This window comes from Albimonas marina, from assembly GCF_029223255.1.
Taxonomy (GTDB): domain Bacteria; phylum Pseudomonadota; class Alphaproteobacteria; order Rhodobacterales; family Rhodobacteraceae; genus Albimonas.
Genome location: NZ_JARHUC010000004.1, coordinates 140538 through 164216 on the forward strand (window position 1 = coordinate 140538; position 23679 = coordinate 164216).

At 72.2% G+C, this 23679-nt stretch carries 22 protein-coding genes; 12 read left to right on the plus strand and 10 right to left on the minus strand.

The window, feature by feature from the left end:
• The first annotated feature begins 2 nt into the window (after positions 1-2).
• The 4 genes from P2H44_RS12195 (at position 3) to P2H44_RS12210 (ending at position 7311) form a co-directional block, all read left to right on the plus strand.
• On the plus strand, positions 3-3194 hold the full coding sequence (locus tag P2H44_RS12195) for an efflux RND transporter permease subunit (RefSeq protein ID WP_275763829.1): 3192 nt from the start codon (positions 3-5) through the stop codon (positions 3192-3194).
• Positions 3195-3324: 130 nt separating this feature from the next.
• On the plus strand, positions 3325-5895 hold the full coding sequence (locus P2H44_RS12200; RefSeq protein WP_275763830.1) for an ABC transporter transmembrane domain-containing protein: 2571 nt from the start codon (positions 3325-3327) through the stop codon (positions 5893-5895).
• Positions 5896-5928: 33 nt separating this feature from the next.
• Positions 5929-6402 carry a cyclic nucleotide-binding domain-containing protein gene (locus P2H44_RS12205; RefSeq protein ID WP_275763831.1) on the plus strand — a complete coding sequence of 158 codons (474 nt, stop codon included), beginning with the start codon at positions 5929-5931 and terminating at the stop codon, positions 6400-6402.
• Positions 6403-6405: 3 nt separating this feature from the next.
• On the plus strand, positions 6406-7311 hold the full coding sequence (locus P2H44_RS12210; RefSeq protein WP_275763832.1) for an MBL fold metallo-hydrolase: 906 nt from the start codon (positions 6406-6408) through the stop codon (positions 7309-7311).
• Between the two features lie 190 nt (positions 7312-7501).
• Here P2H44_RS12210 and P2H44_RS12215 read toward each other — a convergent pair whose 3' ends face one another.
• Both P2H44_RS12215 and P2H44_RS12220 read right to left on the minus strand, forming a co-directional pair.
• Entirely contained in the window at positions 7502-8095 is a 594-nt protein-coding gene (locus tag P2H44_RS12215; protein WP_275763833.1) for an HD domain-containing protein, read from the minus strand.
• 396 nt (positions 8096-8491) lie between these two features.
• On the minus strand, positions 8492-9913 hold the full coding sequence (locus P2H44_RS12220) for a mannose-1-phosphate guanylyltransferase/mannose-6-phosphate isomerase (protein ID WP_275763834.1): 1422 nt from the start codon (positions 9911-9913) through the stop codon (positions 8492-8494).
• A 132-nt stretch (positions 9914-10045) separates the two neighbouring features.
• Here P2H44_RS12220 and P2H44_RS12225 point away from each other — a divergent pair, with 132 nt between their 5' ends.
• Complete coding sequence (locus P2H44_RS12225) at positions 10046-10336, plus strand: hypothetical protein (protein ID WP_275763835.1); 291 nt, start codon at positions 10046-10048, stop codon at positions 10334-10336.
• Between the two features lie 230 nt (positions 10337-10566).
• Here P2H44_RS12225 and uvrC read toward each other — a convergent pair whose 3' ends face one another.
• From uvrC to P2H44_RS12250, 5 genes are all read right to left on the minus strand, one after another.
• Positions 10567-12540, minus strand: coding sequence for an excinuclease ABC subunit UvrC (uvrC, locus tag P2H44_RS12230; protein WP_275763837.1), 1974 nt, complete (start codon positions 12538-12540; stop codon positions 10567-10569).
• Between the two features lie 336 nt (positions 12541-12876).
• The gene (locus P2H44_RS12235; protein WP_275763838.1) at positions 12877-13686 is read right to left on the minus strand and encodes an SDR family oxidoreductase; all 810 of its coding nucleotides are present in this window, start codon (positions 13684-13686) and stop codon (positions 12877-12879) included.
• A 68-nt stretch (positions 13687-13754) separates the two neighbouring features.
• Complete coding sequence (locus P2H44_RS12240; protein WP_275763839.1) at positions 13755-14729, minus strand: calcium/sodium antiporter; 975 nt, start codon at positions 14727-14729, stop codon at positions 13755-13757.
• 169 nt (positions 14730-14898) lie between these two features.
• Positions 14899-15042: a hypothetical protein gene (locus P2H44_RS12245; RefSeq protein ID WP_275763840.1), complete on the minus strand. Its 144-nt coding sequence runs from the start codon at positions 15040-15042 to the stop codon at positions 14899-14901.
• A gap of 6 nt (positions 15043-15048) precedes the next feature.
• Positions 15049-15801, minus strand: a complete 753-nt coding sequence (locus P2H44_RS12250; RefSeq protein WP_345798993.1) for a S49 family peptidase — start codon at positions 15799-15801, stop codon at positions 15049-15051.
• 335 nt (positions 15802-16136) lie between these two features.
• Between P2H44_RS12250 and P2H44_RS12255 the strand changes: the two genes are divergently transcribed.
• The 4 genes from P2H44_RS12255 to P2H44_RS12270 all read left to right on the plus strand — a co-directional run bounded on the left by P2H44_RS12255 (position 16137) and on the right by P2H44_RS12270 (position 18448).
• The gene (locus P2H44_RS12255) at positions 16137-16349 is read left to right on the plus strand and encodes a YdcH family protein (RefSeq protein ID WP_275763842.1); all 213 of its coding nucleotides are present in this window, start codon (positions 16137-16139) and stop codon (positions 16347-16349) included.
• Positions 16350-16477: 128 nt separating this feature from the next.
• A complete protein-coding gene (locus P2H44_RS12260) occupies positions 16478-16630 on the plus strand; it encodes a hypothetical protein (RefSeq protein ID WP_275763843.1) in 153 nt (50 codons plus the stop codon).
• Positions 16631-16875: 245 nt separating this feature from the next.
• On the plus strand, positions 16876-17376 hold the full coding sequence (gene purE / locus P2H44_RS12265) for a 5-(carboxyamino)imidazole ribonucleotide mutase (RefSeq protein ID WP_275764577.1): 501 nt from the start codon (positions 16876-16878) through the stop codon (positions 17374-17376).
• Positions 17366-18448 (plus strand): 5-(carboxyamino)imidazole ribonucleotide synthase, encoded by a 1083-nt coding sequence (locus tag P2H44_RS12270; protein ID WP_275763844.1) that lies wholly within the window; start codon positions 17366-17368, stop codon positions 18446-18448. Before purE ends, P2H44_RS12270 begins: the two co-directional genes overlap by 11 nt.
• Here P2H44_RS12270 and P2H44_RS12275 read toward each other — a convergent pair.
• Complete coding sequence (locus P2H44_RS12275) at positions 18423-18725, minus strand: hypothetical protein (RefSeq protein ID WP_275763845.1); 303 nt, start codon at positions 18723-18725, stop codon at positions 18423-18425. The genes P2H44_RS12270 and P2H44_RS12275 overlap by 26 nt on opposite strands.
• Positions 18726-18847: 122 nt before the next feature.
• Between P2H44_RS12275 and P2H44_RS12280 the strand changes: the two genes are divergently transcribed.
• Positions 18848-19765, plus strand: coding sequence for a LysR family transcriptional regulator (locus P2H44_RS12280; protein WP_275763846.1), 918 nt, complete (start codon positions 18848-18850; stop codon positions 19763-19765).
• 39 nt (positions 19766-19804) lie between these two features.
• Here P2H44_RS12280 and P2H44_RS12285 read toward each other — a convergent pair whose 3' ends face one another.
• Entirely contained in the window at positions 19805-20554 is a 750-nt protein-coding gene (locus tag P2H44_RS12285; protein ID WP_275763847.1) for a COQ9 family protein, read from the minus strand.
• A gap of 145 nt (positions 20555-20699) precedes the next feature.
• On the opposite strand from P2H44_RS12285, the gene rpsU reads away from it, so the two are divergent.
• Together rpsU and P2H44_RS12295 are read left to right on the plus strand one after the other, a co-directional pair.
• Positions 20700-20906, plus strand: coding sequence for a 30S ribosomal protein S21 (gene rpsU / locus P2H44_RS12290; RefSeq protein WP_092859369.1), 207 nt, complete (start codon positions 20700-20702; stop codon positions 20904-20906).
• 311 nt (positions 20907-21217) lie between these two features.
• Entirely contained in the window at positions 21218-22099 is an 882-nt protein-coding gene (locus P2H44_RS12295; protein WP_275763848.1) for a M48 family metalloprotease, read from the plus strand.
• A gap of 91 nt (positions 22100-22190) precedes the next feature.
• Here the strand turns inward: P2H44_RS12295 and P2H44_RS12300 are convergent, their stop codons facing one another.
• Entirely contained in the window at positions 22191-23609 is a 1419-nt protein-coding gene (locus tag P2H44_RS12300; RefSeq protein WP_275763849.1) for an amidase, read from the minus strand.
• Positions 23610-23679: the final 70 nt, after the last annotated feature.

The following is a 23679-nucleotide window of genomic DNA, read 5'->3' on the forward strand; positions in this document are numbered from 1 at the left end:
CGATGCGCCGCGCCCCCGGCTTCTTCGGCTATTTCGTCCGCCACGGCACGGCGGCGAACCTCCTGCTTCTGGCGATGATCATCGCGGGCCTGGGCGCGGTGCAGAACCTGCGCACCCAGTTCATGCCCGACATCGTGGCCAACGACGTCTATGTGAACGTCAAGTGGCCCGGCGCCGGCCCCGAGCAGGTGGACCGCAACGTCGTCCAGGTCCTCCAGCCCGCGCTGGCGGTGGTGGAGGGGGTGGACGAGATCTCGGCCAAGGCGCGCGAGGGCTCGGCCGCGATCACCCTGACCTTCGAGCCGGGCTACGACATCTTCGCCGCGGCCGAGTCCGTCTCCGCCGCCGTCTCCTCCGTCGGGCCGCTGCCCGAGGGGGCCGAGAGCCCCACCGTCGAGCGCCACGCCTGGACCTTCCCGGTCACCGACGTCGTCTTCCACGGCCCCGTCGACCCCGACCTGCTGGTGCGCCTCGCCGACGAATACGCCGAGCGCCTGCGCGTCGAGGGGCTGTCGCGCATCTCGGTGCGCGGCGCCCCAGACCGCCGCATCCGCATCGAGGCGTCCGAGCCCCTGCTCCTGCGCCACGACGCGACCCTGGCCGAGATCGCCTCCGCCGTCTCCGCCGCCGCCGCCTCCAGCCCCGGCGGCGCCACCCCCGGCGGCGCCCGGATCTCGACGGGGGAGGAGACCCGCTCCCGCGAGGACCTGGGCGACGTGGTGGTGCGCACCACCGCCGAGGGCGAGAAGCTGCGCGTGCGCGACCTCGCCCAGGTGGTCGACGACGGCGACCGGCGCGGCGCGCGCTTCTACGTGAAGGGCGAGCCCGCGGCCCTGGTCCGCGTCAGCCGGGGCGAGACCGGCGACACCCTGCGCCAGTTCGCCGTGGTGCAGCGGGTGGCCGAGGAGATGCGCCCCTCGCTCCCCGCCGGCGTCGAGATCGCCTATTTCAACACCTTCGCCGACCGCATCGCCCAGCGCCTCTCGCTCCTGCTCGACAACGCCCTCTTCGGCCTGCTGCTGGTCGTCGGCGTGCTGTTCCTGTTCCTCAACGCCCGCACCGCGCTGTGGGTCGCGGCCGGCATCCCCACGGCGCTGCTGGCGGCGGCGGCGGCCATGTGGGCGTTGGGCGTCTCGATCAACATGGTCTCGCTCTTCGGGCTGATCCTGACGCTGGGCATGGTGGTCGACGACGCCATCGTGGTGGGCGAGCATGCCGACCACCTCGCGCGCCGCCGCGGCCTCTCGCCCATCGCCGCGGCCGAGACCGCCGCCCGCCGCATGGCCGCGCCGGTGTTCTCCTCGGCGGTCACCACGCTGCTCGCCTTCTCGGGGATGCTGGCGCTGGGCGGGCGCTTCGGGAAGATGGTCGAGGACATCCCCACGGTGGTCTGCATCGTGCTCGCGGCCAGCCTCGCCGAGTGCTTCCTGGTGCTGCCCAACCACATGCGCCACGCGATCGAGGGCATGGGCCGCCGGCGCTGGTACGACCGCCCGGCCGAATGGGTGAACCGCGGCTTCGACCGCTTCGTCGCCGTCCTCTTCCGCCCGGCGGTCGTGTGGATGATGCGCCTGCGCTACCCGCTGATGGGCCTCGCGGTCATGCTGCTGCTGCTGTCGGTCGAGCGGCTGGTGAGCGGGGAGCTGCAATGGCGCTTCTGGAACGCGCCCGAGCGGGGCCAGATCAGCGCCAACATCGCCATGCTGGCCGGCGCGGAGCGGGAGGACACGCTCGCCCAGCTCGCCCTCGTCGACCAGGCGCTGGAGGAGACGGCGGCCGAGTTCGAGGCCAAGTACGGGACCAACCCGATCCGCTTCGCCCTCTCGCGCATCGGCGGCGCCGCCGGCCGCGGCCTCTCGGTCCAGGACGAGAAGGAGCCCTGGCAGCTCGCCTCCGTCGAGGCCGAGCTGATCGACGCGGACCTGCGGCCCTACTCCTCCTCCGACTTCAACGCCGCGGTGCAGGCGCGGGTGCAGCGTCACCCGATGGCCGAGATCATCGCCTTCCGCTTCGTGCGCTCCGGCCCCGGCGGCGACGCCGTCTCGGTCGAGCTCACGGGCGCCGACCCCGCCGTCCTGAAGCACGCGTCCGAGGACATCCAGGCCGCCCTCTCGGCCTACCCCGAGGTCTCGGCGCTCGAGGACAGCCTCGCCTACGACAAGACCGAGCTGGTGCTGACCCTCACGCCGCTGGGCGAGGCGCTGGGCTTCACCACCGACGCGCTGGGGGCGGAGCTGCGCCGCCGCCTGACCGGCGTCACCGCGGCCGAGTTCGCCGTCGACGGGCGCGAGGCCTCGATCGTGGTGGCGCTGGCCCGCGACGAGCTGACCGCCGACTTCCTCTCCCGCAGCCGGGTGCGCACACCCTCGGGCGACTGGGCGCCGATCTCGGAGCTGGTCGAGGTGACCGCGCGGCCCGGCTTCTCGCTGATCCGGCGGGTGGACGGGGTGGTCTCGGTCACCGTCTCGGGCGACATCGACCAGTCCGACGCCGCCCGCGCGCAGGAGATCGAGGACGACTTGCGCGACCGCATCCTGCCCGCGGCGGCCGAGCGGCACGACGTGCGCTGGTCCCTCTCGGGTCTCGCCGAGCAGGAGAAGCGCTTCCTGGCGGAGGCAGAATACGGCTTCGCCGCCGCGATGATCGGCATCTACCTGACGCTCGCCTGGGTCTTCGGCTCCTGGACCCGGCCGCTGGCGGTGATCGCGGTGGTGCCCTTCGGCCTGATCGGGGTGGTCTGGGGGCACCTGTGGATGGGCCTGCCGCTGACCCTGTTCTCGGTCGTGGGCATGATCGGGATGAGCGGGATCATCATCAACGACTCGATCGTTCTGGTCTCGACCGCCGACGAATACGCCCGCAACCGCGCCCTGCGCCCGGCGGTGATCGACGCGGTCTGCGACCGGCTGCGCCCGGTGATGCTGACCACGCTGACCACGGTGGTCGGCCTCGCCCCCCTGCTGACCGAGACCTCGAAGGAGGCGCAGTTCCTCAAGCCCACCGTCGTCTCGCTGTGCTTCGGGCTGGGGGCGGGCTTCTTCCTGGTGCTGCTGGTCACGCCCGCGCTGATCACGCTGCAGCGCGACGTGCGCGCGGCCCTGGTCTCGACCCGGCGGATGGCTCGGCTCGCGCTCGACGCCGCCTCGGGCAGGCCCCGCCGGCGGGGCCTGGGGGGCGCCCGGCGCCCGGTCTGAGGCCCTGCGCCGCAGGCCCGTTCATGACGGGCCCGTGAAAGTCCTTCAAAAAACGTCGCGCATCGTGGAAAATGACCCGCCCCGCCGCATCGAACGACGGTGGCGGCGAACCGAGGGACACGCGCCGAGCATGGCCGAGAAGATGACGCGCTTCGTCTGGCGGCACTCCGCCCGCGACCAGCTCGTGCTGCTGTTCTTCACGTTGCTGACCTTCCCGATCATCTGGATCACGCTCGAGCTTCCCAAGACGATCATCAACGAGGCGATTTCCGGGACCGACTTTCCCAAGGAGTTCCTCGGCATACCGCTCGAGCAGACGGAATACCTGATCGCGCTCTGCTTCGCCTACCTGCTGGCGATCTCGATCAACAACGGCGTCAAGTACGCCCAGAACGTGCAGCGCGGCATCCTGGGCGAGCGGATGCTGCGCCGGATGCGCTTCGACCTCTATCGCCGGGTGATGGGCCGGCCGCTGTCGCGGCTGAAGAACACCTCCCCCGGCGAGCTGGTGCAGATGATCTCGGCCGAACTCGCCCCCATCGGCGATTTCGTCGGCGCGATCATCTCGACCCCCGTCTCCCAGGGCGGCAGCTTCCTGGTCTACCTGTCGTTCATCATCGTCCAGAACCCGCTGATCGGGGCGGCGGCGCTGTGCCTCTACCCGGTGCAGGCCTGGCTGGTGCCCAAGCTGCAGGCCAAGGTCATCGCGATGATCCGGGTGCGGCTGGCCAACATCCGCGCCATGGCCCGCGAGATCGACGAGTCGATCGACGGCGCCACCGAGATCCGCGCCCTGCGCGCCCGCCGCTGGCACCAGGCGGTCGTCTCTCGCCAGCTCTACGACAACTACGTGATCCGGCGGCGGATCTTCCTGCTGAAGAACCTGATCAAGTTCGTGAACAACGTCGCGAACCACCTGACGCCGTTCTTCATCTTCCTGATCGGCGGCTGGTTCGTGATCCACGGCGAGCTCAACGTCGGCGCCCTGACCGCGGTGCTGATCGCCTACAAGGACCTCGCCGCGCCCTGGAAGGAGCTGCTGCGCTTCTACCAGGACTATTCGGACATGAACGCCCGCTACACCTCGGTGATGGAGAACTTCTCCGAGGACGGCGACCCCGCGCCCCTGCTCGACCGCGCGCCGGTCGGCCCCCACGCCCTGGCGCTGAGCGACGCCCATGTCGACGGCCTGCCGGGGCAGGTGAGCGTGCATGTCCCCCACGCCTCGGTCGTCGCGGTGCACGGCGAGGACGCGGTCGCCCGCTCGGCCCTCCTGCAGGCGCTGTCGGGCATGGTCGACAGCCAGATGGACAGCTGGTCGGCGGGCACGCCGATCCTCTACCGCAGCGCCGCCTACGTCCCCTCCGACCCGCGGGTCTTCGCCGGCTCGATGCGCGACAACCTGGTCCACGGCCTCCTGTTCCGTCCCGTCGCCCCGGGCGACGACGACCAGCACGAGCTTCGCCGCCGCGAGGCCGCGATCACCGGCGCCCCGGACGACGACATCTCCGACGAGTGGATCGACCCGGTGGAGGCGGGCTACGACGACCTCGCGGCCGTCGAGGCCCGCATCCATGAGCTGGTGGCGGTGCTGGGCCTCGAGGACGACCTCTACGCCATCGGCCTCCTGTCGCGCTTCAACCCCGAGGAGGCGCCCGAGCTCGCCTCCCGCCTCGTCGAGCTGCGCGGCGCCATCTCCGCCTCCGAGGAACTGGGCGAGATGCGCGAGGACTTCATCGATCACTGGCAGGTCGACCGCTACAACCCCAACGCCTCGGTCGGCGAGAACCTGTTCTTCGCGCTGCCCGTCGACCCCGACGTGCGCTGGCCCGACGTGGCCGAGGACCGCGCCGTCCTGCGCGCGCTCGAGGAGGCCGGCGTCCGCGCCACCATGGTCGAGATGGGCCTCGACCTGTGCGAGACGCTGCTCTCCCTGTTCGAGGGCGTGGCCGCCGACTCCGACCTGTTCAAGCGCTACGGGCTGTTCCCCCGCTCCGAGACGGCGACGGTCGAGGGGATCCTGCGCATAGGCCGCCAGCGCGGCGCCGACAAGCTCAACCGCGCGGCGCAGGCCAAGATGATCGCCATCGCCTTCTCCTACTGCTCCGCCCGCTACCGCCTGGGCGTGATGCGCGGGACCGAGCGGGTCGAGGCGCTGCTCGCCGCCCGCCCCAAGCTGATGGCCTTCGCCGAGAAGGACCCCCGCTTCGCGGTCTTCGACGCGGAGTCCTTCCATCCCGCCTTCTCGATGGCCGAGAACATCTTCTTCGGCCCCGTGAAGCTCGACCGCCGCGACAGCTGGACCCCGTTCAAGGAGCGGGTGGACGCCCTGGTGGGCGAGCTGGGCCTGCGCGAGCTGATCCTGCGCGCCGGCATGGCCCAGCCGCTGGGCGAGGCGGGCACGACCCTCAACGCGCTGCAGCGACGCAAGATGGGCCTCGCGCGGGCGTTGATGAAGAATCCCGGCGCGCTGGTGCTCGACGGCATCGCGGCCGGCGACGCGGAGGCGGACCAGGCGTTGCGCGCCCTGCTGCGGGGGCGGCTGGGCGACGGCGCGCTGGTCTATGGAACGGAGCGCGAGACGGCCGCGCAACAGGCCGATCACGTGATCCGCATCGACCGCCAGGGGCGGGTGACGCAGGAAGTCGGGACGGGCGACGCGCCTCCCGCAGTTGACGGGGCTCGCGATGGCGGCAGATAGTGGTGTGGTTCGGCGGCTAGGGGAGGGCGCCTGGTGAAGTTCGAGGCCGAGGTCAACGCCCTTCAGCGTACCCCGATGTTTCAAGGGGTCGACCCCTCCAGATTGAGGTTGCTCGCCTTCATGGGCGAGGATCGCACATTCAAGGACGGCGAGATGGTTGTGCGCCAGGGCGACAGTTCCGACAGCGCCTATTTGATCCTGTCGGGAAAGGCGGACGTGATCGTCGAATTCGGCGGCCGCGCCTCCACCGTCGCGCAGCTCGGCGAGTCCGAGGTGTTCGGCGAAATGGCGATGCTGTGCGAAACCCCGCGAACCGCGACCGTGCAGGCGCGCGGAGAGCTCCGCACCCTGCTGTTCGAGCGGGAGGGGATGCTCCGCCTGCTCCGCGAATTCCCCGAGATGGCGATCGAGATGTCCCGCTCGCTGGCCCAGAGACTGGAGCGGACCACGGTGGAGCTCGCGCGCCTGCGCTCCCAGGCGACGGCGCCCGCCGGCGAAGAGGGCTGAGAGATGTCGCCCGCCGCGGACCCGTCGGGCCCCGGGGCCTCTTCAGGCGGCGTGCGCCTGACCGTGTGGGGGGCCGGCGGCTCGGCCCCCACCGGCCGGGCCGGGCGGGCGCGATTCGGCGGCGACACCGTCTGCTTCGAGATCCGGCGCGACGGCTGCGGTTCGCCCCCGCTGATCGTCGACCTGGGCAGCGCCGCGCGCGACCTGGGCCGGACCCTGAAGGCCGAGGCGCTGGCCACCGGCCGCCCGACCGAGGCGGAGATCCTGCTCTCGCACCTGCATCTCGACCACATCATCGGCGCGCCCTTCTTCGCGCCCTTCTACGACCCCGCCTCCCGCATCCGCATCCGCTGCGGCCTGGGCGAGGACTCGGGCTTCGCGCGCGACACGCTGATGGCCTTCGCCGGCCCCCCGATCTTCCCCATCCAGCCGATCCACATGAGCGAGCCCGCCTGGGACATGTTCCGCCCCGGCGAGACGTTCGAGGCCGCGGGCTTCCAGGTGACGCCCATCGCGCTGAACCACCCCGGCGGCTGCTGCGGCTTCCGGATCGAGACGGGGGAGGGCGCGATCTGCGTGATCGGCGACCATGAGCATGGCGACCCCGCGATCGACGCCGGCGTGGCCGAGGCGGTCGAAGGCGCGGCGGTGATGCTCTACGACGCCGCCTACGACGACGCCGACTACGAGCGTCACCGCGGCTGGGGTCATTCGACCTGGTCCGTGGGCGGCGCGCTGGCCGCGCGGGCGGGCGTCGGCCTGACCCTCTTCCACCACCACCCGCCGGAGCTCGACGACGCCGCCCTCGACCTGCGCGAGGCCGACGCCCGCGCCGCCTACCCCCGCGCCCGCCTCGCCCGCCAGGGCATGTCCCTGCGCCTCGCCGACGGCCGCGCCGAACTCCTCTGACCGCCCGCCCGGCGCCCGCTCCCGGCTCCCCTCGCAGGCGCCCGCTCCCGCAGGCACCCCGGGCCTGACCCGGGGCCTCCACCACTCGTCTCCGCGAAGCGCCACGTCCCCCCGACCGCGCGTCGTGCCCCCCGCAGGCGCTCCGGGCTCCACCCGGGGCCTCGGTCCCAGGCGCCCCGCAAGGCGCCCCTCAACCGCCCTCCGACGGCCCGTCCATCCGCGCCCGCGTCGCCGCGTCCGCCGCCTCGCGGATCGCACGCAGCAGAGGGTGGGCGTCGGTGCGCGCGACGCCGTAGTCGAGGTTGAAGCCGTAGTCGAAGTCCGGCGGGTTGGCGCCCGTGGCGTGCTGGAGGATCGTCTCCAGCTTGTCGAAGCCCTTCACCAGCACCGCCTCGGGCGTCGAGGCGGCGGCGTAGTCCTCCCACAGCGCCAGCAGTTCGGCGCGCAGATCGTCGGGCAGGGGGGCGCACAGCGTCTCCATGTCCCGCCGCTCGCGCGCCTCGCGCCCGTCGTCGGCGCGCTGCTCCACCGCCGGCACGTCGCCCGAGATCGCCTCGCCAAGGTCGTGGATCAGCGCCAGCTTCAGCAGCCGCTCGAGATCCACGCCCGGCAGGTCGCGGGCGAACAGCGCGATCATCAGCGTCAGGCGCCAGCTGTGCTCGGCCGTGCTCTCGGGCCGCCCGCCCGAGGTGTGACCGGAGCGCAGCGTGTCCTTCAGCCGCTCGGCGCCGCGGAGGAAGGCGAGGATGCCGGCGAGCCGGTCAGGGTCGATGGCCTGTGTCATGCCGCGGACCATGCCCCGCCCGGCGCGCCCGCGAAAGAGGCCGCGCGCCGCGCCGCCGCCCTTGCGCCGCGCCCCGCCGCCCCCGCCCGGACGGAGGCTCCCGCCCGCCCACCCCCGCCTCCGCCCGACCGGGGTCGACGGGGCGCGGCCGGCGTGGCGACCTGGACGGCCGGAGGCTCGCCCCCATCCGGGGCGCCCCGGTCCGTCGCCTCCTCAACTCGTCTTACGCTGCGGGCGCCCCGGCTCCCTCGCTTCAGCAACGCGCGTTGCGCACCGGGCGCTCCGGATCCCGAAACGAGACCGCCCCCGCCGGGGGGGGGGCGGGGGCGGATGTCTGCACAGGCGTCTGCACATGTCGTGCACGCCTGGATCGTCCCGTTTCGGGGCGCCTGCGCCTCAGGCGCGGGCGTAGACGTCCTCGTAGCGGATGATGTCGTCCTCGCCGAGATAGGTCCCCGACTGCACCTCGATCAGGAACATCGGCACCTTGCCCGGGTTCTCCATCCGGTGGACGGCGCCCAGCGGGATGTAGACCGACTGGTTCTCGGTCAGCAGCTTCACCTCGTCGTCGACGGTCACCTTCGCGGTGCCCTCGACCACCACCCAGTGCTCGGATCTATGCACATGGGATTGCAGGGAAAGCTGCGCGCCGGGGTAGACCATGATGCGCTTCACCTGGAAGCGGCGGCCGAGGCTCAGCGTCTCGTACCAGCCCCAGGGACGGTGGAAGCGCGGGAAATCCTCGGCCTGCCCCTTGCCCTGCTGCTTGAGGGCGGAGACCGCCTCCTTCACCCTCTGCGCCTGGCGGATGTCGGCGACCACCACCGCGTCCTGCATGGCGACGGCGACCACGTTCTCCAGCCCGATCCCCACCAGCTGCACCCCGTCCGAGTCGGTGCGCAGGTAGGTGTTCGCGCAGTCGATCGCCGTCGCCCCTCCGGTGGTGGCCACGCCCTGGCCGTCCGGCCCGCTCTCGCGCCACACCGTCTCCCACGAGCCGAGGTCGTTCCAGCCGCCGTCGAAGGGCACGACCGAGAGGTTCTTCGCCTTCTCCATCACCGCGTAGTCGATCGAGATCTCGTCGGCGCCCTCGTACTCCGTCTCGCCCAGGCGGAAGAAGCACAGGTCCGGCCGGCCCGCCTCGACCGAGGCGCGCACCGGGCCCATCAGCTGCGGCGCATGCTCGGCGAAGGCCGCGAGGATGGTCCTGACCGAGAACAGGAAAATGCCCGCGTTCCAGAGGAACCGGCCGGTGGCCAGCATCTCGGCGGCCTTCTCGGCGTTGGGCTTCTCGACGAAGCGGGTCAGGGGCGCGGCGGCGCCGGCCGCGGGGGCCGAGGGCAGCTCGAGGTAGCCGTAGCCGGTCTCGGCCCGGTCGGGGGTGATGCCGAAGGTGACGATCTGGCCGGCCTCGGCGGCCTGAGCCGCGACCTCGACCGCGGCGCGGAAGGCCGCGTCGTCGCGGATCACGTGGTCCGAGGGGGCCACCAGCATCAGCGCGTCAGGCTCGCTCTCCAGCGCCACGGCGGCGGCGAGCACGGCGGGGGCGGTGTTCCTCAGCGCCGGCTCGATCAGGATCTTGGAGGCGTCGCCCCCCATCTCGCCCAGCTGCTGGGTGGCGATGAAGCGGAACTCGGCGTTGGTCAGCAGCACGGGGGGCGCGTAGCCCGGGCCCGACAGCCGGCTCACGGTCTGCTGGAACAGCGAGGTCTCGCCCATCAGGGCGGAGAACTGCTTCGGATAGCTCTTGCGCGAGAGCGGCCACAGGCGGGTGCCCGAGCCGCCGCACAGGATGACCGGATAGATCTTGCGGGTCATGTCGACGTTCGCCTCCGAAGGCAGGTTTTTCCACACACACGATGTCCCCGCGCCCCCGTCCCACCGGGAACGCACGGACCTTGATAGCGGGTCCCGCAGGATGGTCAAAGTTTCGGGAGGGAAGCGCGGCGGTTGGGCGCGGTCGACGAAGGCGGCGAGATGAATTTCAGGATGACGCTAGGCAACATCGGCGAAGCGCACTGGAAATCAGACGCCTTGGCCGCAAAGAGGATGATGATTGGACGCGCCTCGCTCATCGCCGTCCTGCCAGCTTTGGCTATTGGTCTGGCAGGACCGATCGCCGATGCATCCCTTGCCATTTCGTGGGCCCTGGCCCTGGGAGCTTACTGCGCAAGCTGGCTGCTAACGGTGACGGCTTTCAGACAGGTCGACGTCGTCGCTCGGTCAGCAGATCGTCGGTAGTTCCTTGCGTGCCTTTCAGCAGCGCGGAGCGAGGAAGAACTCCAAATTGCGGGGCTCGGCGAAACTTTCGAGACGATCCTGCCGATCGCTGCGGAAGCGCTGTCGGAACCCTGGGACGACTTCGATCCGCGGCGTAAGGTCAAGATCGAGTTTCTGAGACGGGTTCACCGGCAGTCGGATTTGCGCAGAATTGCAGACGCCCTGGATGGCAGGCCAGCGGACTGAGCCGCTCACCCCTCCGGGTGAAAATGCGCCCAGACGGTCTCGGCGAGCGCCTCGCTTACTCCCTCCACCGCCTTCAGATCCTCGATCCCCGCATGCCCCACCGCCTTGGCCGAGCCGAAATGCGCCAGCAGGGCGCGTTTGCGGGCGGGGCCGACGCCGGCGATTTCGTCCAGGGGGTTGGCGCTGACGGCCTTGGAGCGCTTGGCGCGGTGCGTGCCGATCGCAAAACGGTGGGCCTCGTCGCGGAGGCGCTGGATGAAATAGAGGGTGGGACTGCGGTGGGGGAGGGCGAAGGGGGGTCTCCCCGGGGCGTAGAAAATCTCCTTGCCGGCGTCGCGGTCCTCGCCCTTGGCGACGCCGAAGAGGGCGATGTCGTCGAGACCGAGCTCCGTCATCACCCCGTGGGTGGCGGAGACCTGGCCCTGGCCGCCGTCGATCAGCAGCAGGTCCGGCCACAGGCCCTTGTCGCGGTCCGGGTCCTCCTTCAGGAGGCGGGCGAAGCGGCGGTCGAGGACCTCGCGCATCATCGCGAAGTCGTCGCCGGCGGCGCCCTCGCGCTTGATGTTGAATTTTCGGTACTGGGACTTCTCGAAGCCCTCGGGGCCGGCGACGATCATCGCGCCGACCGCGTGGGCGCCCTGGATGTGGGAGTTGTCGTAGACCTCCACCCGGCGTGGGGGGGCGTCGAGGCCGAAGCTTTCGGCCAGGCTCTCCAGCAGGGCGGTCTGGGCGGAGCTTTCGGCGAGGCGGCGGGCCAGCGACTCCTTGGCGTTCTTCAGGGCGTGCTCGACCAGCATCCGCTTCTCGCCCCGCTGGGGGACCGAGACGCGCACGCCCTTGCCGCGGCGGGTGGTCAGCGCCTCCATCAGCAGCTCGGGGTCGTCCACGGGGTCGGAGAGGAGCACGCGCTTGGGCGGCTCCTTGGTGGAGTAGAACTGGACGAGGAAGCTCTCGAGGATCTCGGCCGGCTCGGCGCCGGAGCCGGTGCGGGGGTAGTAGGCGCGGTTGCCCCAGTTCTGGTGGGCGCGGAAGAAGAACACCTGCACGCAGGCCTGGCCGCCCTCCATGTGCAGGGCGACGACGTCGGCCTCGTCCACGCCCTCGGGGTTGATGCCCTGGACGGCCTGCACCTGGGTCAGGGCGCGGATGCGGTCGCGGAGCGCCGCGGCGCGCTCGAACTCCATCTCGGCGCTGGCGGCGGCCATCTCGGCGGCCAGCGTCTTCTGCACGTCGGTGCTCTCGCCCTTCAGGAAGCGCGTCGCGTCGGCGACGGTCTGGGCGTAGTCCTCCTCCGAGATCCGGCCCACGCAGGGGGCCGAGCAGCGCTTGATCTGGAACAGCAGGCAGGGGCGGGTCCGGCTCTCGAACACGGAGTCCGTGCAGGTGCGCAGCTGGAAGGCTTTCTGCAGCTGGTTGAGCGTGCGGTTCACCGCGCCGGCGGAGGCGAAGGGGCCGAAGTACTTGCCGGGCTCGCGCCGCGCGCCGCGGTGCTTGCGGATCTGGGGATAAGGGTGGGCGTCCCCGATCAGCACGTTGGGGAAGCTCTTGTCGTCCCGCAGCAGCACGTTGAAGCGGGGCTTGAGCTGCTTGATCAGGTTCTGCTCGAGCAGCAGCGCCTCGGTCTCGGAGTTCGTGGTCAGGAACATCATCGAAGCCGTGGCCGAGATCATCCGCGCGATCCGCGCGGTATGTCCCGTGGGCCGGGCGTAGCTGGCCACCCGCTTCTTCAGCGAGCGGGCCTTGCCGACGTAGAGCACGTTCTGCGCGGCATCGAGCATCCGGTAGACGCCGGGCGCGTCGGGCAGGTGGCGAAGCTCCGCCCGGATCACCTCCGAGCCGGTCCGGGGGGCGCCTGTTTTCTGGGCGCCGGGGGTCGGGTCGAGCCCGGTCTCCCCCTCCGCGACCGGGGTCCCGGGGGTTTCCTCGGCGTCCCGGCGGCTTTCCGGGGACGGTCCGTGATCTGGAGGCGTCTGGTTCATGAGTCGCTCAGCGGGCTAGTCCAGCGGTTCGCGGGGTGCAAGAACGAATGAATTCACCGATCCTGTGGATAAGTCTGGGGGCATCCTTGAATGGTTCTTGCTTCTCGTTGGCGTACAAGGGTTTTTCCCTCCTGACCCAAATTTTGGGCACATCTTCAAGGTATTGAAAAGACAGGGAAAAAAATCTTCACCTGCAAAATCCTGATTTTGTTTACAAATCCGTGACGATCCCGCGACGCAAACGGGGGGAGGTGGACAACTGTTGCGTCGCGGCAGGTTGCGGTTGCGCTCCCGCTGCGTCAGACGCCACGGAAAATCCACCTGGGGTTGCAAGACTTATTCAGGTCCGATGACGTCCGGCGTCCGCCAGCCGAGGTGCTGGCCGGCGTCGACGGCGATCATCTGGCCGGTGACGGCGTCGGCCGACAGGATGTAGCGCAGCGCGGCGCAGACGTCGCGGGGCGAGGCGCCCCGGCCCAGGATCGTTCCGCGGCGCTGGGCGTCGAAATGGTCCTGGGTCTGGCGGTCGCCGCGCAGGGTCGGGCCGGGGCCGATGGCGTTCACGCGGATCGCGGGGGCCAGCGCCTGGGAGGAGGTGCGGGTCAGCGCCCACAGCCCGTGCTTGGCGAGCGAGTAGGTCATGAAGGCCGGCGTCGGCTTCCAGACCCGCTGGTCGATCATGTTGACCACGCAGGCCCGCGCCACCGGCCAGCCCTCGGGGTCGGTCCCGGCCTCGGGCGCCTGGGCGGCGAAGGCCTGGGTCAGGAACAACGGCGCGCGCAGGTTCGAACCGACGTGGCGATCCCAGCTGGCGGCGGTGACCGTGCCGATGGCGTCGGGCTCGAAGATCGAGGCGTTGTTGACCAGCAGGGTCAGGGGCCGGCCCAGCGCCTCGGCCGCGCGGGGGACGAGGGCGTCGACCTCGGCTGCGTCCAGCAGGTCGGCCTGCAGCACCGCGGCGCGCCCGCCCGCGGCCTCGACCTCGGCGGCGGCCGCGTCGGCGCCCTGGCGCGAGGACATGCAATGCAGCGCCACGTCCCAGCCCATCGCGCCCAGCGCCTGGGCCATCGCGGCGCCCAGCCGCCGCCCCGCGCCGGTGATCAGCGCCGCTCCGGGCGCAAGGCCGCCTTCGTGGTCGTGGTGCATTCTGCGTCCCCCTGGCTGCGGCCCTCGGGCCGCGGTCTGCGTCGACGGCCGCCGGCGCGCGGGCGTCTTCAGCCCGCGACGGTCAGCGCCGCCCATGCGTAGAGGAGATAGAGCGCGGTCATGCCCGCGCCCATCCACCGCGTGATGGGAGTCCATCCCGCGACGAAGGGCGCCAGCAGCGCGGCCGCGCCGATCATCACCCACAGGTCGATGCGCAGGATCGCGGCGGGAACCTCGAGCGGGCCGAAGAAGCTCGCCACGCCCATGATCGCGAGGATGTTGAAGATGTTGGAGCCGATGACGTTGCCCAGCGCCACGTCCGCCTGGCGGCGCAGCGCGGCCATCACCGTGGTGGCGAGCTCGGGCAGGGAGGTGCCCAGCGCCACCAGCGTCAGGCCGATCGCGGCCTCGGAGACGCCGGCCTGAAGGGCGACGCCGCGCGCGCCCTCGATCAGCAGGTGCGCGCCAAGGGGCAGGCCGGCGAGGCCCAGGCCCAGGAACAGCGCCAGCTTCCAGGGCGCCATGTGGGGGTCGGCCTCGGCGATCTCGTCGGGCAGGTCGTCGTCGATCTCCTCGCCCGCCGCGGCGGCCTCGCGCCGGTGGTCGCGCGCGGTGCGCCAGGCGTCCCACAGGACGGCGCCCAGCAGCGCCAGCAGCAGGATCCCCTGGGGCCAGTGGAGCGGGCCGGTCCACAGCAGGCCCGCGAACACCAGCGTCGCCGCGCCCATCATCACGTAGTTGCGCCGAGTGTCGCAGTCGCGCGCGTCGATCGGCTGCAGCATCGCCGGCACGCCCAGCACCAGCAGCACGTTGGCGATGTTGGATCCGACCACGTTGCCGAAGGCGATGCCCGGCGCGTCGTCCAGCGCCGACTGGACCGAGATCAGAAGCTCCGGCGCCGAGGTGCCGAAGGCCACGATCGTCAAAGACACCAGCAGCGCAGGGATGCCCAGCCTCAGGGCCAGGGCCACCGCGCCTCGCACCAGCGCGTCTCCCGCCCCCAGAAGGATGGCGAGCCCGACGACCGCGATGACGAGGTCCATGAACTTCCTTTCGCGCTGGCTGCGGCTGGCGGCCCCTGCATATGGGGGCGGTCGGGGAGAATGGAACGGGGCGGGGGGTGCGTCGTCGCGACAGCGGAGGAGGCGGGCGGCCGGCCGCGACCGTCCGGGTCCCGCGCCATGCAGGGCCCTCGTCGCGGTCGCAGGCGGCTCAGCGCCGGGGGTCGTCGGGGGGGCGTCCCCTGCGGCCGAACCAGCGCCGCCGCCGCACGCCGTCGCCGGCCTTCGGGCGGCCGAAGATCATCACGATCAGCGCCATGACCACAAGGAAGAGCAGCGCGAGCTTGGCGAGCATTCGTCGTCAGATCCCCAGCCGCGCCCACATGGCCTGCGTCTCCAGCTGCGCGGCCGCGGCCGACGCCGCGTCGGCCGCGACCCCGCCGCGTCCGCCCACCAGGCCCAGGCGCTGTCCCAGCGCCCGGCGCGGGCCGTATTCGCGGAACTTCACCTTGGCGCCCAGCTTGTCGCGCATCACCGCGGGCAGGTGGCCGATGCCGTCGGCCAGGCCCAGCTCGGTCGCGCGGGCGCCGGTCCAGAACTCGCCGGTGAACAGGTCCACGTCCGACAGGCGCGCGCCGCGTCGCTCGCGCACGTGGGTCTGGAACAGGCGATGGATCTGGGCCTGCATCTGGCGCAGGGTCTCGACGTCCTCCTCCCGCTCCGGCTGGAACGGGTCGAGGATCGCCTTGCGCTCGCCGGCCGTGTGCACGCGCCGCTCGACGCCCAGGCGGGCGATCGCCTCCTGGAAGCCGAAGCCGGCCGAGATCACGCCGATCGAGCCGATGATCGAGGCGCCGTCCACCCAGATCTCGTCCGCCGCGCAGGCGAGCCAGTAGCCGCCCGAGGCGGCCGCGTCCTCGCAGAAGGCGTAGACGGGGATCCGGGTCTCGTCCGCCAGGCGGCGGATGCGGCTGGCGATCAGGCCCGATTGCACGGCCGATCCGCCGGGCGAGTTCACCGCCAGGGCCACCGCCGCGGGTTTCGCGCCGAAGGCGGATTCCAGGGCCGGGCCGATGAATTCGTCGCTCAGCGAAGACGCCAGGCGTCCGGGCATTCCGATCGGTCCATAGAGGCGGACGACCGAGACCCGGGGCGGACGGCGCAGGATGCGCGAGAGTTCACCACGTATTTTCATTACGGGGTACTTAGAAGGGAGTCCCCGTCGCGGCAACCGCAGGCTTCGCGATAAGCGATCCGCTCGGTGAAAAGCCCTCGGACCGTGTCGCGCGGGGGTCGGAAGGGGGCGTTCGGCGCCGGCCGCGCCCGCCCGGTCGCGTTCCGCGGGCGCCGGGGCGCCCGGTTCGCTTGTGCGGCGCGGCGCGGCGGCTACAATGGCGGGGTCCGCGGCGCCCCCGGTCCCCCAAGCGCGCCGCCGGTTTCGGAGCGCCGATGACCCACCTGATGAGCCGCGAAGAGCTGCTGACCCTCGAGCTCGAGCGCCTGCGCGCCGAGCACGGGGATCTCGACGCCGCCATCGAGGCGATGCAGGGCAATCCCCTGTCCGACCAGCTGTCCATGCGCCGGCTGAAGAAGCGCAAGCTGGCCCTGAAGGACCGCATCGCGCGGATCGAGGACGAGCTGTTCCCCGACATCATCGCCTGAGGCCGCGCCGCCCAGGGCGCCCGCGGAACCCCGCCGGCGGTCCTGTCGCACGGGCGTCACGCCGAGTGTGCGGATCCCTGTCCTGCCGGCGGGGACAGGCCCCGCCGTCGCCGCAGGGAGACAGGGCCATGGCCTTCGAGACCGCCGACTTTGACCGCTTCGACTTCCGCGCCCTGGACGGCGCCGACGAGGCTGCGGAGGCGGGCGACTGGCTCCCCGTCGCCGGCGGCGAGGACCCGATGGACTGGGCCCCCGCCGACGCCGCCTCGATCGCCTTCTGACGACGCCCGCCCGGCGCGGTCCCGCGCCGCCCGCCGGAAGGCGCGGCCCCTGCGCCGCCGCGCCGACGTGACAGACGCCGCCCCGTCCGCTATGCGGCCCGAAGGCGGCCCCGGCGCCGCCTCCGCCGCCCAGGATGAGGTGACGCATGGCGCAGGATCCCGACCAGACGCTTCCCGACGAGGGAACCCCGGACGACGACGTCGCGACCGACGAGACGCTGGAGACCCTCGAGGAAGAGGCCGTCATGGCCGCCGAGGAGGTCCCGCCGCTGGTGGGCGTGGTGATGGGCTCGCAGAGCGACTGGGCCACCATGTCGCTGGCCCGCGACGTGCTCGAAACCATGGGCGTCCCGCACGAGGTGCGCATCGTCTCGGCCCACCGCACCCCCGACCGGCTGTTCGCCTATGCCGAATCCGCGGCCGAGCGGGGCCTGCGGGTGATCATCGCCGGCGCGGGCGGGGCGGCGCACCTGCCGGGCATGCTCGCCGCCAAGACCCGGGTGCCGGTGCTGGGCGTGCCGGTGCGCTCGAAGGCGCTGTCGGGCCTCGACAGCCTGCTCTCCATCGTCCAGATGCCCCGCGGCATCCCCGTCGGCACGCTGGCGATCGGCGAGGCGGGGGCGGCCAACGCGGCGCTTCTGGCCGTTGCGATCCTCGCCACCACCGACCCCGAGTTGGCCGAGCGGCTGGAGATCCTGCGCGAGGCGCAGACCGAGGCCGTGGCCGAAGAACCCCATGACGACTGAGCCTGCGCCCATCCCGCCGGGCGGCACGCTCGGCATCCTCGGCGGCGGCCAGCTCGCGCGGATGCTGTCGATGGCCGCGGCTCGCCTCGGCATCCGCTGCGTGATCCTCGCGCCCGAGGCCGAGCCCTGCGCCGGCGACGTCGCCCACCGGGTGATCCGCGCCGACTACGCCGACCCCGCCGCCCACGCCGAGCTCGCGGCCGCCTGCGCCGCGGTGACCTACGAATTCGAGAACGTCCCCGTCGACGCCGCCCGCGCGCTGGCGGCGCGGGTCCCCGTGCGCCCCGGCCCGAAGGCGCTGGAGATCGCGCAGGACCGCCTGCCGGAGAAGGATTTCCTCAACGAGATCGGCCTCTCGACCGCGCCCTACCGGGCGGTCGCGTCGGAGGCGGAGCTGGCCGCGGCCCTTGCCGAGATGGGCGGCCCCGCGATCCTCAAGACCCGGCGGCTGGGCTACGACGGCAAGGGCCAGGCCCGGCTGAACGGGGCCGACGACGTCGCCGCCGCCTGGGCCGCCGTCGCCGGCGCGCCCAGCGTGCTGGAGGGGTTCGTGCCCTTCCGCCGCGAGGTCTCGGTGATCGCCGCGCGCGGCCTCTCAGGCGAGGTCGTGGCCTTCGACCCGGCCGAGAACGTGCACGCGGAGGGGATCCTGCGCACCTCGACCGTGCCCTCGGCCCTGTCCGCGATGCGCCGCACCGACGCCGTGCTCGCGGCCGGCAGGATCCTGCAGGCGCTGGACTACGTGGGCGTGATCGGGGTGGAGTTCTTCGAGACCGCCCAGGGCCTCGTGGTCAACGAGATCGCGCCGCGGGTGCACAACACCGGGCACTGGACGCTGGACGCCTGCATCGTCGACCAGTTCGAGCAGCACGTCCGCGCGGTCTGCGGCTGGCCGCTGGGGGACGGCGCCCGGCACTCGGACGCCGTGATGACGAACCTGATCGGCGACGACGCCACGGACTGGCGCGGCCTCGCCGCCGATCCCACGGCGCGCCTGCATCTCTACGGCAAGGGCGAGGCGCGCCCCGGCCGCAAGATGGGTCACCTCACGCGGCTTTCGCCCAGAAGCTGAGGCGGCGCATCCGCCGGCCGAACAGGGGTGTGGCGCACTTGCGCCGCGCCGCCTCCGCGCGCGCGGCCTCGGCGACGCGGGCGCGGGCGGTCAGATCGGCCTTGGCGCGGGCCTCCGCCTCGCGCCGGGCGGCCTTCGCCTGCAGCTCCCGCGCCGTCGCGGCCAGCGCCTCGGCCTGGCGGCGGGCGCGCTCGGCCCGCTCTCCGGCCGAGGGGATCGAGTCGTAGGCGTCCCGCAGGGTCGCAATGCGGATCGTCTGGGCCATGATCTGAAACATCGTATGCTCCATCGCTTGGCGTCGAACAGGGGGCGGCGCCGGGTTTCGATAGGTGACAGATGCGGTTTCCGGCGCGAGAATGCGACTCAGGAAAAATCGCGACCTGAAAGCTGGGATTTCAGATGAGCCGACCCGCCCCGCTCCCCTCCCTGGCCGCGCTGCGCGCCTTCGAGGCGGCGGCGCGCACGCTCTCCTTCTCCGAGGCGGGGCGGGAGATGAACGTCTCCCACGCCGCGGTGGCGCAGAACGTGCGCAAGCTGGAGGCGGAGCTGGGCCGCCCCCTGATGCGCCGCGCCGGCCGCGGGCTGGCGCTGACCGCGGACGGGGCGCTGCTGGCGCGCGGGGTTTCGGCCGGGTTCGACGAGATCCGCGCCGCGCTGGAGGCCTTCGCGGAGGAGGACGCGGCCCGGCCGGTGCGCGTGACCCTGACGCCCAACTTCGCCGTGGGCTTCCTGATCCCGCGGCTGGGCGGCTTCCGGCGGGCGCATCCGGAGATCCAGCTCGACATCGACCCCTCCGCCCGGGTGGTGGACCTGTCGGAGGGGCGCGTGGACCTCGCCATCCGCTACGGCGACGGGAGCTGGCCGGGGGTCGAGAGCCGCCTGCTGCTCGCCAGCCCCCGGATCATCACCGCCGCCCCCTCGCTGGTCGAGGGACGGCGGGTGGAGCGGATGGAGGACCTCGCCGCCTTCCCCTGGCTGCAGGAGCAGGGGACCGAGGAGATGTCGCGCTGGCTGGTGGAGCACGGGGTGGAGGGGCTGACCGGCGCGGGCGGCGCCTACCTGCCGGGCTACATGATCCACCCCGCGCTGCTGGACGGGCAGGGGATCGCGCTGTCGGGCAAGGTGTTCGTGCAGGCGGACCTGGACGCCGGGCGGCTGGTGAAGCTGTTCGAGGACGACGACCCCGAGGGGCGGCTGGGCTATCACATCGTCCGCCGCCCGGGGCCCGAGCGGCCGGCCCTGCAGGCCTTCATCCGCTGGCTGCGGCGCGAGGCGGACCGGCCGGACGGCGCGATGGCGCTGTCCGGGCGGACCTAGGGACGCGGAGCGGCGGCGCCCGGCCGCCGCGGTCCGGCGTCAGCCGCCGGCGCGGCGGCGGGGGGCCTTCTTCAGGCCGCGCGACAGCGCCTCGACGCCCGAGGTCGCCATGCGGCCCAGCGGGTTGGCGCGCATCCGGGCCTTGGCCTTCTCGATCTTCATCACGTCCGAGATGCGCCGGTCGAGGTAGGCCCAGGTGTCGGCCGCCCCCTCCGAGTCGTCGCCCAGCCAGTAGAGCACGGTCGAGGAGATCACCGCCGACAGGGTGGCGCGCTTGGAATACCAGTTCAGGTCGTCGCTCTCGTCGCCGAGCGCGGTCCAGATCGCATCGGCGGTCGCCCAGATCAGCCGGGCCCCGCGCGCGGTGTTTGTGGGCAGCGCGAACAGCGAGGCCGCGCGGCGCACCGCCTCCTTCTCGGTCTCCGACGAGACCGATTCCAGCCGCAGCCGGATCGCCAGCGTGATCTTCGCGGTCATGCCCATCGCGCCCAGCGGCTCGCGCGACAGGGCCTCCAGCATCCGCCGGTCGCCCAGCGCATGGAAGGCCGCGGCGGCGTCCACCCCGGTGGGGAAGGCCATGCGGGCCACGTCCTCGGGCACGTCTGCGTCCACCGCGGCCATGTCGATCGCGGCGCGCGACCAGCCGTCGAACTGGACGTGTTCAGGAAGCTTTTCCAAAAGCTTGGCGCGAACGGCGTCGAGGCCGGAGGCGCCCTCGGCCGCCGTCGCCGTCGCGCCCGGGGCGGTCGCGGTCTCGGCGGCGGGGGCGTCGTGTTCGGGCAGGGACATGGTCGCTCCTTGTGGTCGGCGCGGGTCGTTGGCCGGACGAAATGAGGCGCCTCTCCGCCGCGGCAAGGGCGGTGGACAGGTCCGGGCCTCGTTGATATATAGCGCGCTCCTGCGGCCAGACAGCTATGAAAGGTGGTGAGTACCCGTGCAGGTTATGGTCCGCGACAACAATGTCGACCAGGCGCTCCGCGCGCTGAAGAAGAAGATGCAGCGCGAAGGCGTGTTCCGCGAGATGAAGCTTCGTCAGCATTATGAGAAGCCGTCCGTGAAGCGTGCCCGCGAGCAGGCCGAAGCGATCCGTCGCGCCCGCAAGCTCGCGCGCAAGAAGGCGCAGCGCGAAGGACTGCTGTAAGGCTCACGCCTGACGGAGAGCGTCGCGCCATCGGCGCGCGCCCCGCATGAAAACCTTGAACCCCCGGGCCCGGCCCGGGGGTTTTTCATTGCGCGCCCCTCGCCAATCCACCTCGCGCCATCCCATATGACGGAACGCCGTCCCGACAGGTAGCCTCTCGGCATCGTGCGCGGGGCGCCGGCGCGGCGCGCGACGGAGGCGGCGGCCGCCGGCGTATCGTCACCGGGTCTTCACGACCTCGCCCCCGGGCCGTCCATCTTTCGCCCTTCCGCATGGGGAAGGTCGCGTCGATCAACGACAGGAGGACCTCCATGAAAGCCCCGCGCTTGATTCTCAGCGCCTTCGTGGCCTTCGGCGTCGCGGCCTGCGGCGCGCCGCAGGGCGGGACCGTCGCCGGACCCGGCTCCGGCTCGACCTCGCAGGCCGAACGGCAGCAGTCCCAGCAGCTCCTCGCCGAGCTGAAGAACAAGAACATGCTGATCAACGGCGACAAGGTGAACGCCTACGTCGACCAGATCACCGCGCGCATCGACGCCGCCCGGCCGAAGAGCGCCAGCCGCCTGAAGACCTACATCATCAAGGACGCCTCGGCGAACGCCTTCACCTCGGGCGCGGGCTACGTGTTCATCCATGCCGGCCTGCTGGCCACGATGGAGAACGAGGCGCAGCTGGCCATGGTGCTGGCGCACGAGATCGCGCACGAGGACCTGGGCCACGTCTCCGCCGGCATGGCCAAGCGCCAGGAGGTCGCCATCGGCCAGGCGCTGGCCGGCATCGGCGGCGCGCTGCTGGGTGTGCCGGGCGAGCTGACCAACCTGGTGGCGGGCATCGGCGGCCAGGCCTACTACGCCGACTTCTCGCGCGAGCAGGAGGCCGCGGCCGACGACCTGGGCATGAAGTACCTGGTGAAGGCCGGCTACGACGGGGTCGAGGGCGCGCAGAGCTTCCAGGTGATGCGCCGCATGTACGGCGACAACACCAGCTTCCTGTCGACCCACCCCGGCGCCGCCGACCGCCAGCGGCAGCTGGAGGCCGAGGCGCGCCAGCTGGGCGGCGCCAAGGGCCGCGTGGCGCAGGACGAGTACCTCAAGAAGACCAACCACGTGCGCAAGCTGGCGATCAAGGTCTACCAGCAGAACAACCGCTCGGCCGAGCTGGCGCAGGCCCGGCGCAACCTCAACGCCGCCCGCTGAGGACGGCGACGGGGCCCTGCGAGGCTTTCGCGAAGATCGACGCCGGCCGCCTCGCGCGGCCGGCGTTTCTCGTTCGGGGGCGGGCGGCCGCTCAGGCCGCCACGGGGTCGATCGGCGCGACGGGGCCCTGCGCGCGTTCCAGCGCCGCGCCGGCGGCCAGCAGCAGCGGTTCCCAGAAGCGGGCCGAGAGGAGCTGCACCCCGGTCGGCAGCCCGTCCTCGACTCCCATGGGGACCGACAGGCCCGGCAGGCCGATCACCGGCGGCGCGGCGGAGGGGACCTGCTGGCGGAAGAAGGTCTCGTAATCCGCGTCCGGGCCCACGTCCGCGCCCAGCGGGTGCGGCTTCGCCCAGGAGGAGGCGGTCAGCAGCAGCGGCGCCTGCGCGAAGAAGGCCTGCCACTCCCGCAGCAGGGTCGAGCGGCGGCCCAGCAGCTTCAGGAAGCCGCCGGGATCGGTCGGCATCCGGTCGCGCAGCACGCCGTGGCAGCGCTCGATCTGGATGCGGATGGCGTCGTCCCCCTCCGCCTCGACCAGCGGCCAGAGGGTGGCGTAGAGCTCGGCCCCCAGCATCAGGCGCCAGTACTCGCCCAGCTCCAGCAGCGAGGGCGGGGCGACGTCGACGATCTCGTAGCCCGCCTCCGCCAGGATCCGCGCGGCGCGGCGGATGGCGTTGGTGACGGCGGGGTCGGTGGGGCAGCCCTCGCCCGATTCCAGCACCGCCACGCGGCAGGGGCCGAGGGCGCCGGGCGCCGCGGGCGGGGCGATCTGCCAGACGTCGCGCGGGTCGGGCAGGCTCAGGGCCTGCATCGCGCGCGCCGCATCCTCGATCGAGCGGGCGAGCGGCCCCTGGACCGAGGCCATCTGGCTGACGATCGGCCGCTCCGCCGCCTGGCTGGGGTTGAAGGCGCCGGCGATCCCCGAGGTCGGCCGCAGCCCCACCAGCCCGCAGCAATAGGCCGGGTAGCGGATCGAGCCGCCGAGGTCGTTGCCGTGGCCCACCGCCCCGATCCCCACGGCCGTCGCCGCCGCCGCGCCGCCCGAGGAGCCGCCGGGCGTGCGGCCCGGATCCCAGGGGTTCAGCGTGGCGCCGTGCAGGTCGTTGTCGGTGTACCAGCGCATCGAGAAGCAGGGCGTGTTGGTCCGCCCCACGATCACCGCGCCCGAGGCCTTCAGCGAGCGCACGACCGAGCCGTCCTCGGGCGCCGTCAGGTCCTTGAAGGCGACGACGCCGTTGGTGGTGGGCCGGCCGCCGTAGTCGACGTTGATCTTCACGGTGACGGGCACGCCGTGCAGCGCCCCGGTCGCCTCGCCCCGGCGCAGGGCCTTGTCGGCGGCCTCCGCGGCGGCGAGCGCGTCCTCGTGCAGCGGGTCCACGACCGCATTGATCGCGGGGTTCACGGCGTCGAGCCGGGAGAGCGCGCTGCGCGTCGCCTCGACGCTGCTGATCCGCCCGGTGGCGATCCCGCGCGCGAGGTCGCCCGCGGTCCAGGTCCAGAGGTCGGATGTCATGGCGATGCTCCCGTCGGCCCGATGTGCAGACATCGGTCCCACCGGGCGCGCGCGGTTTCAACCGCAAAGC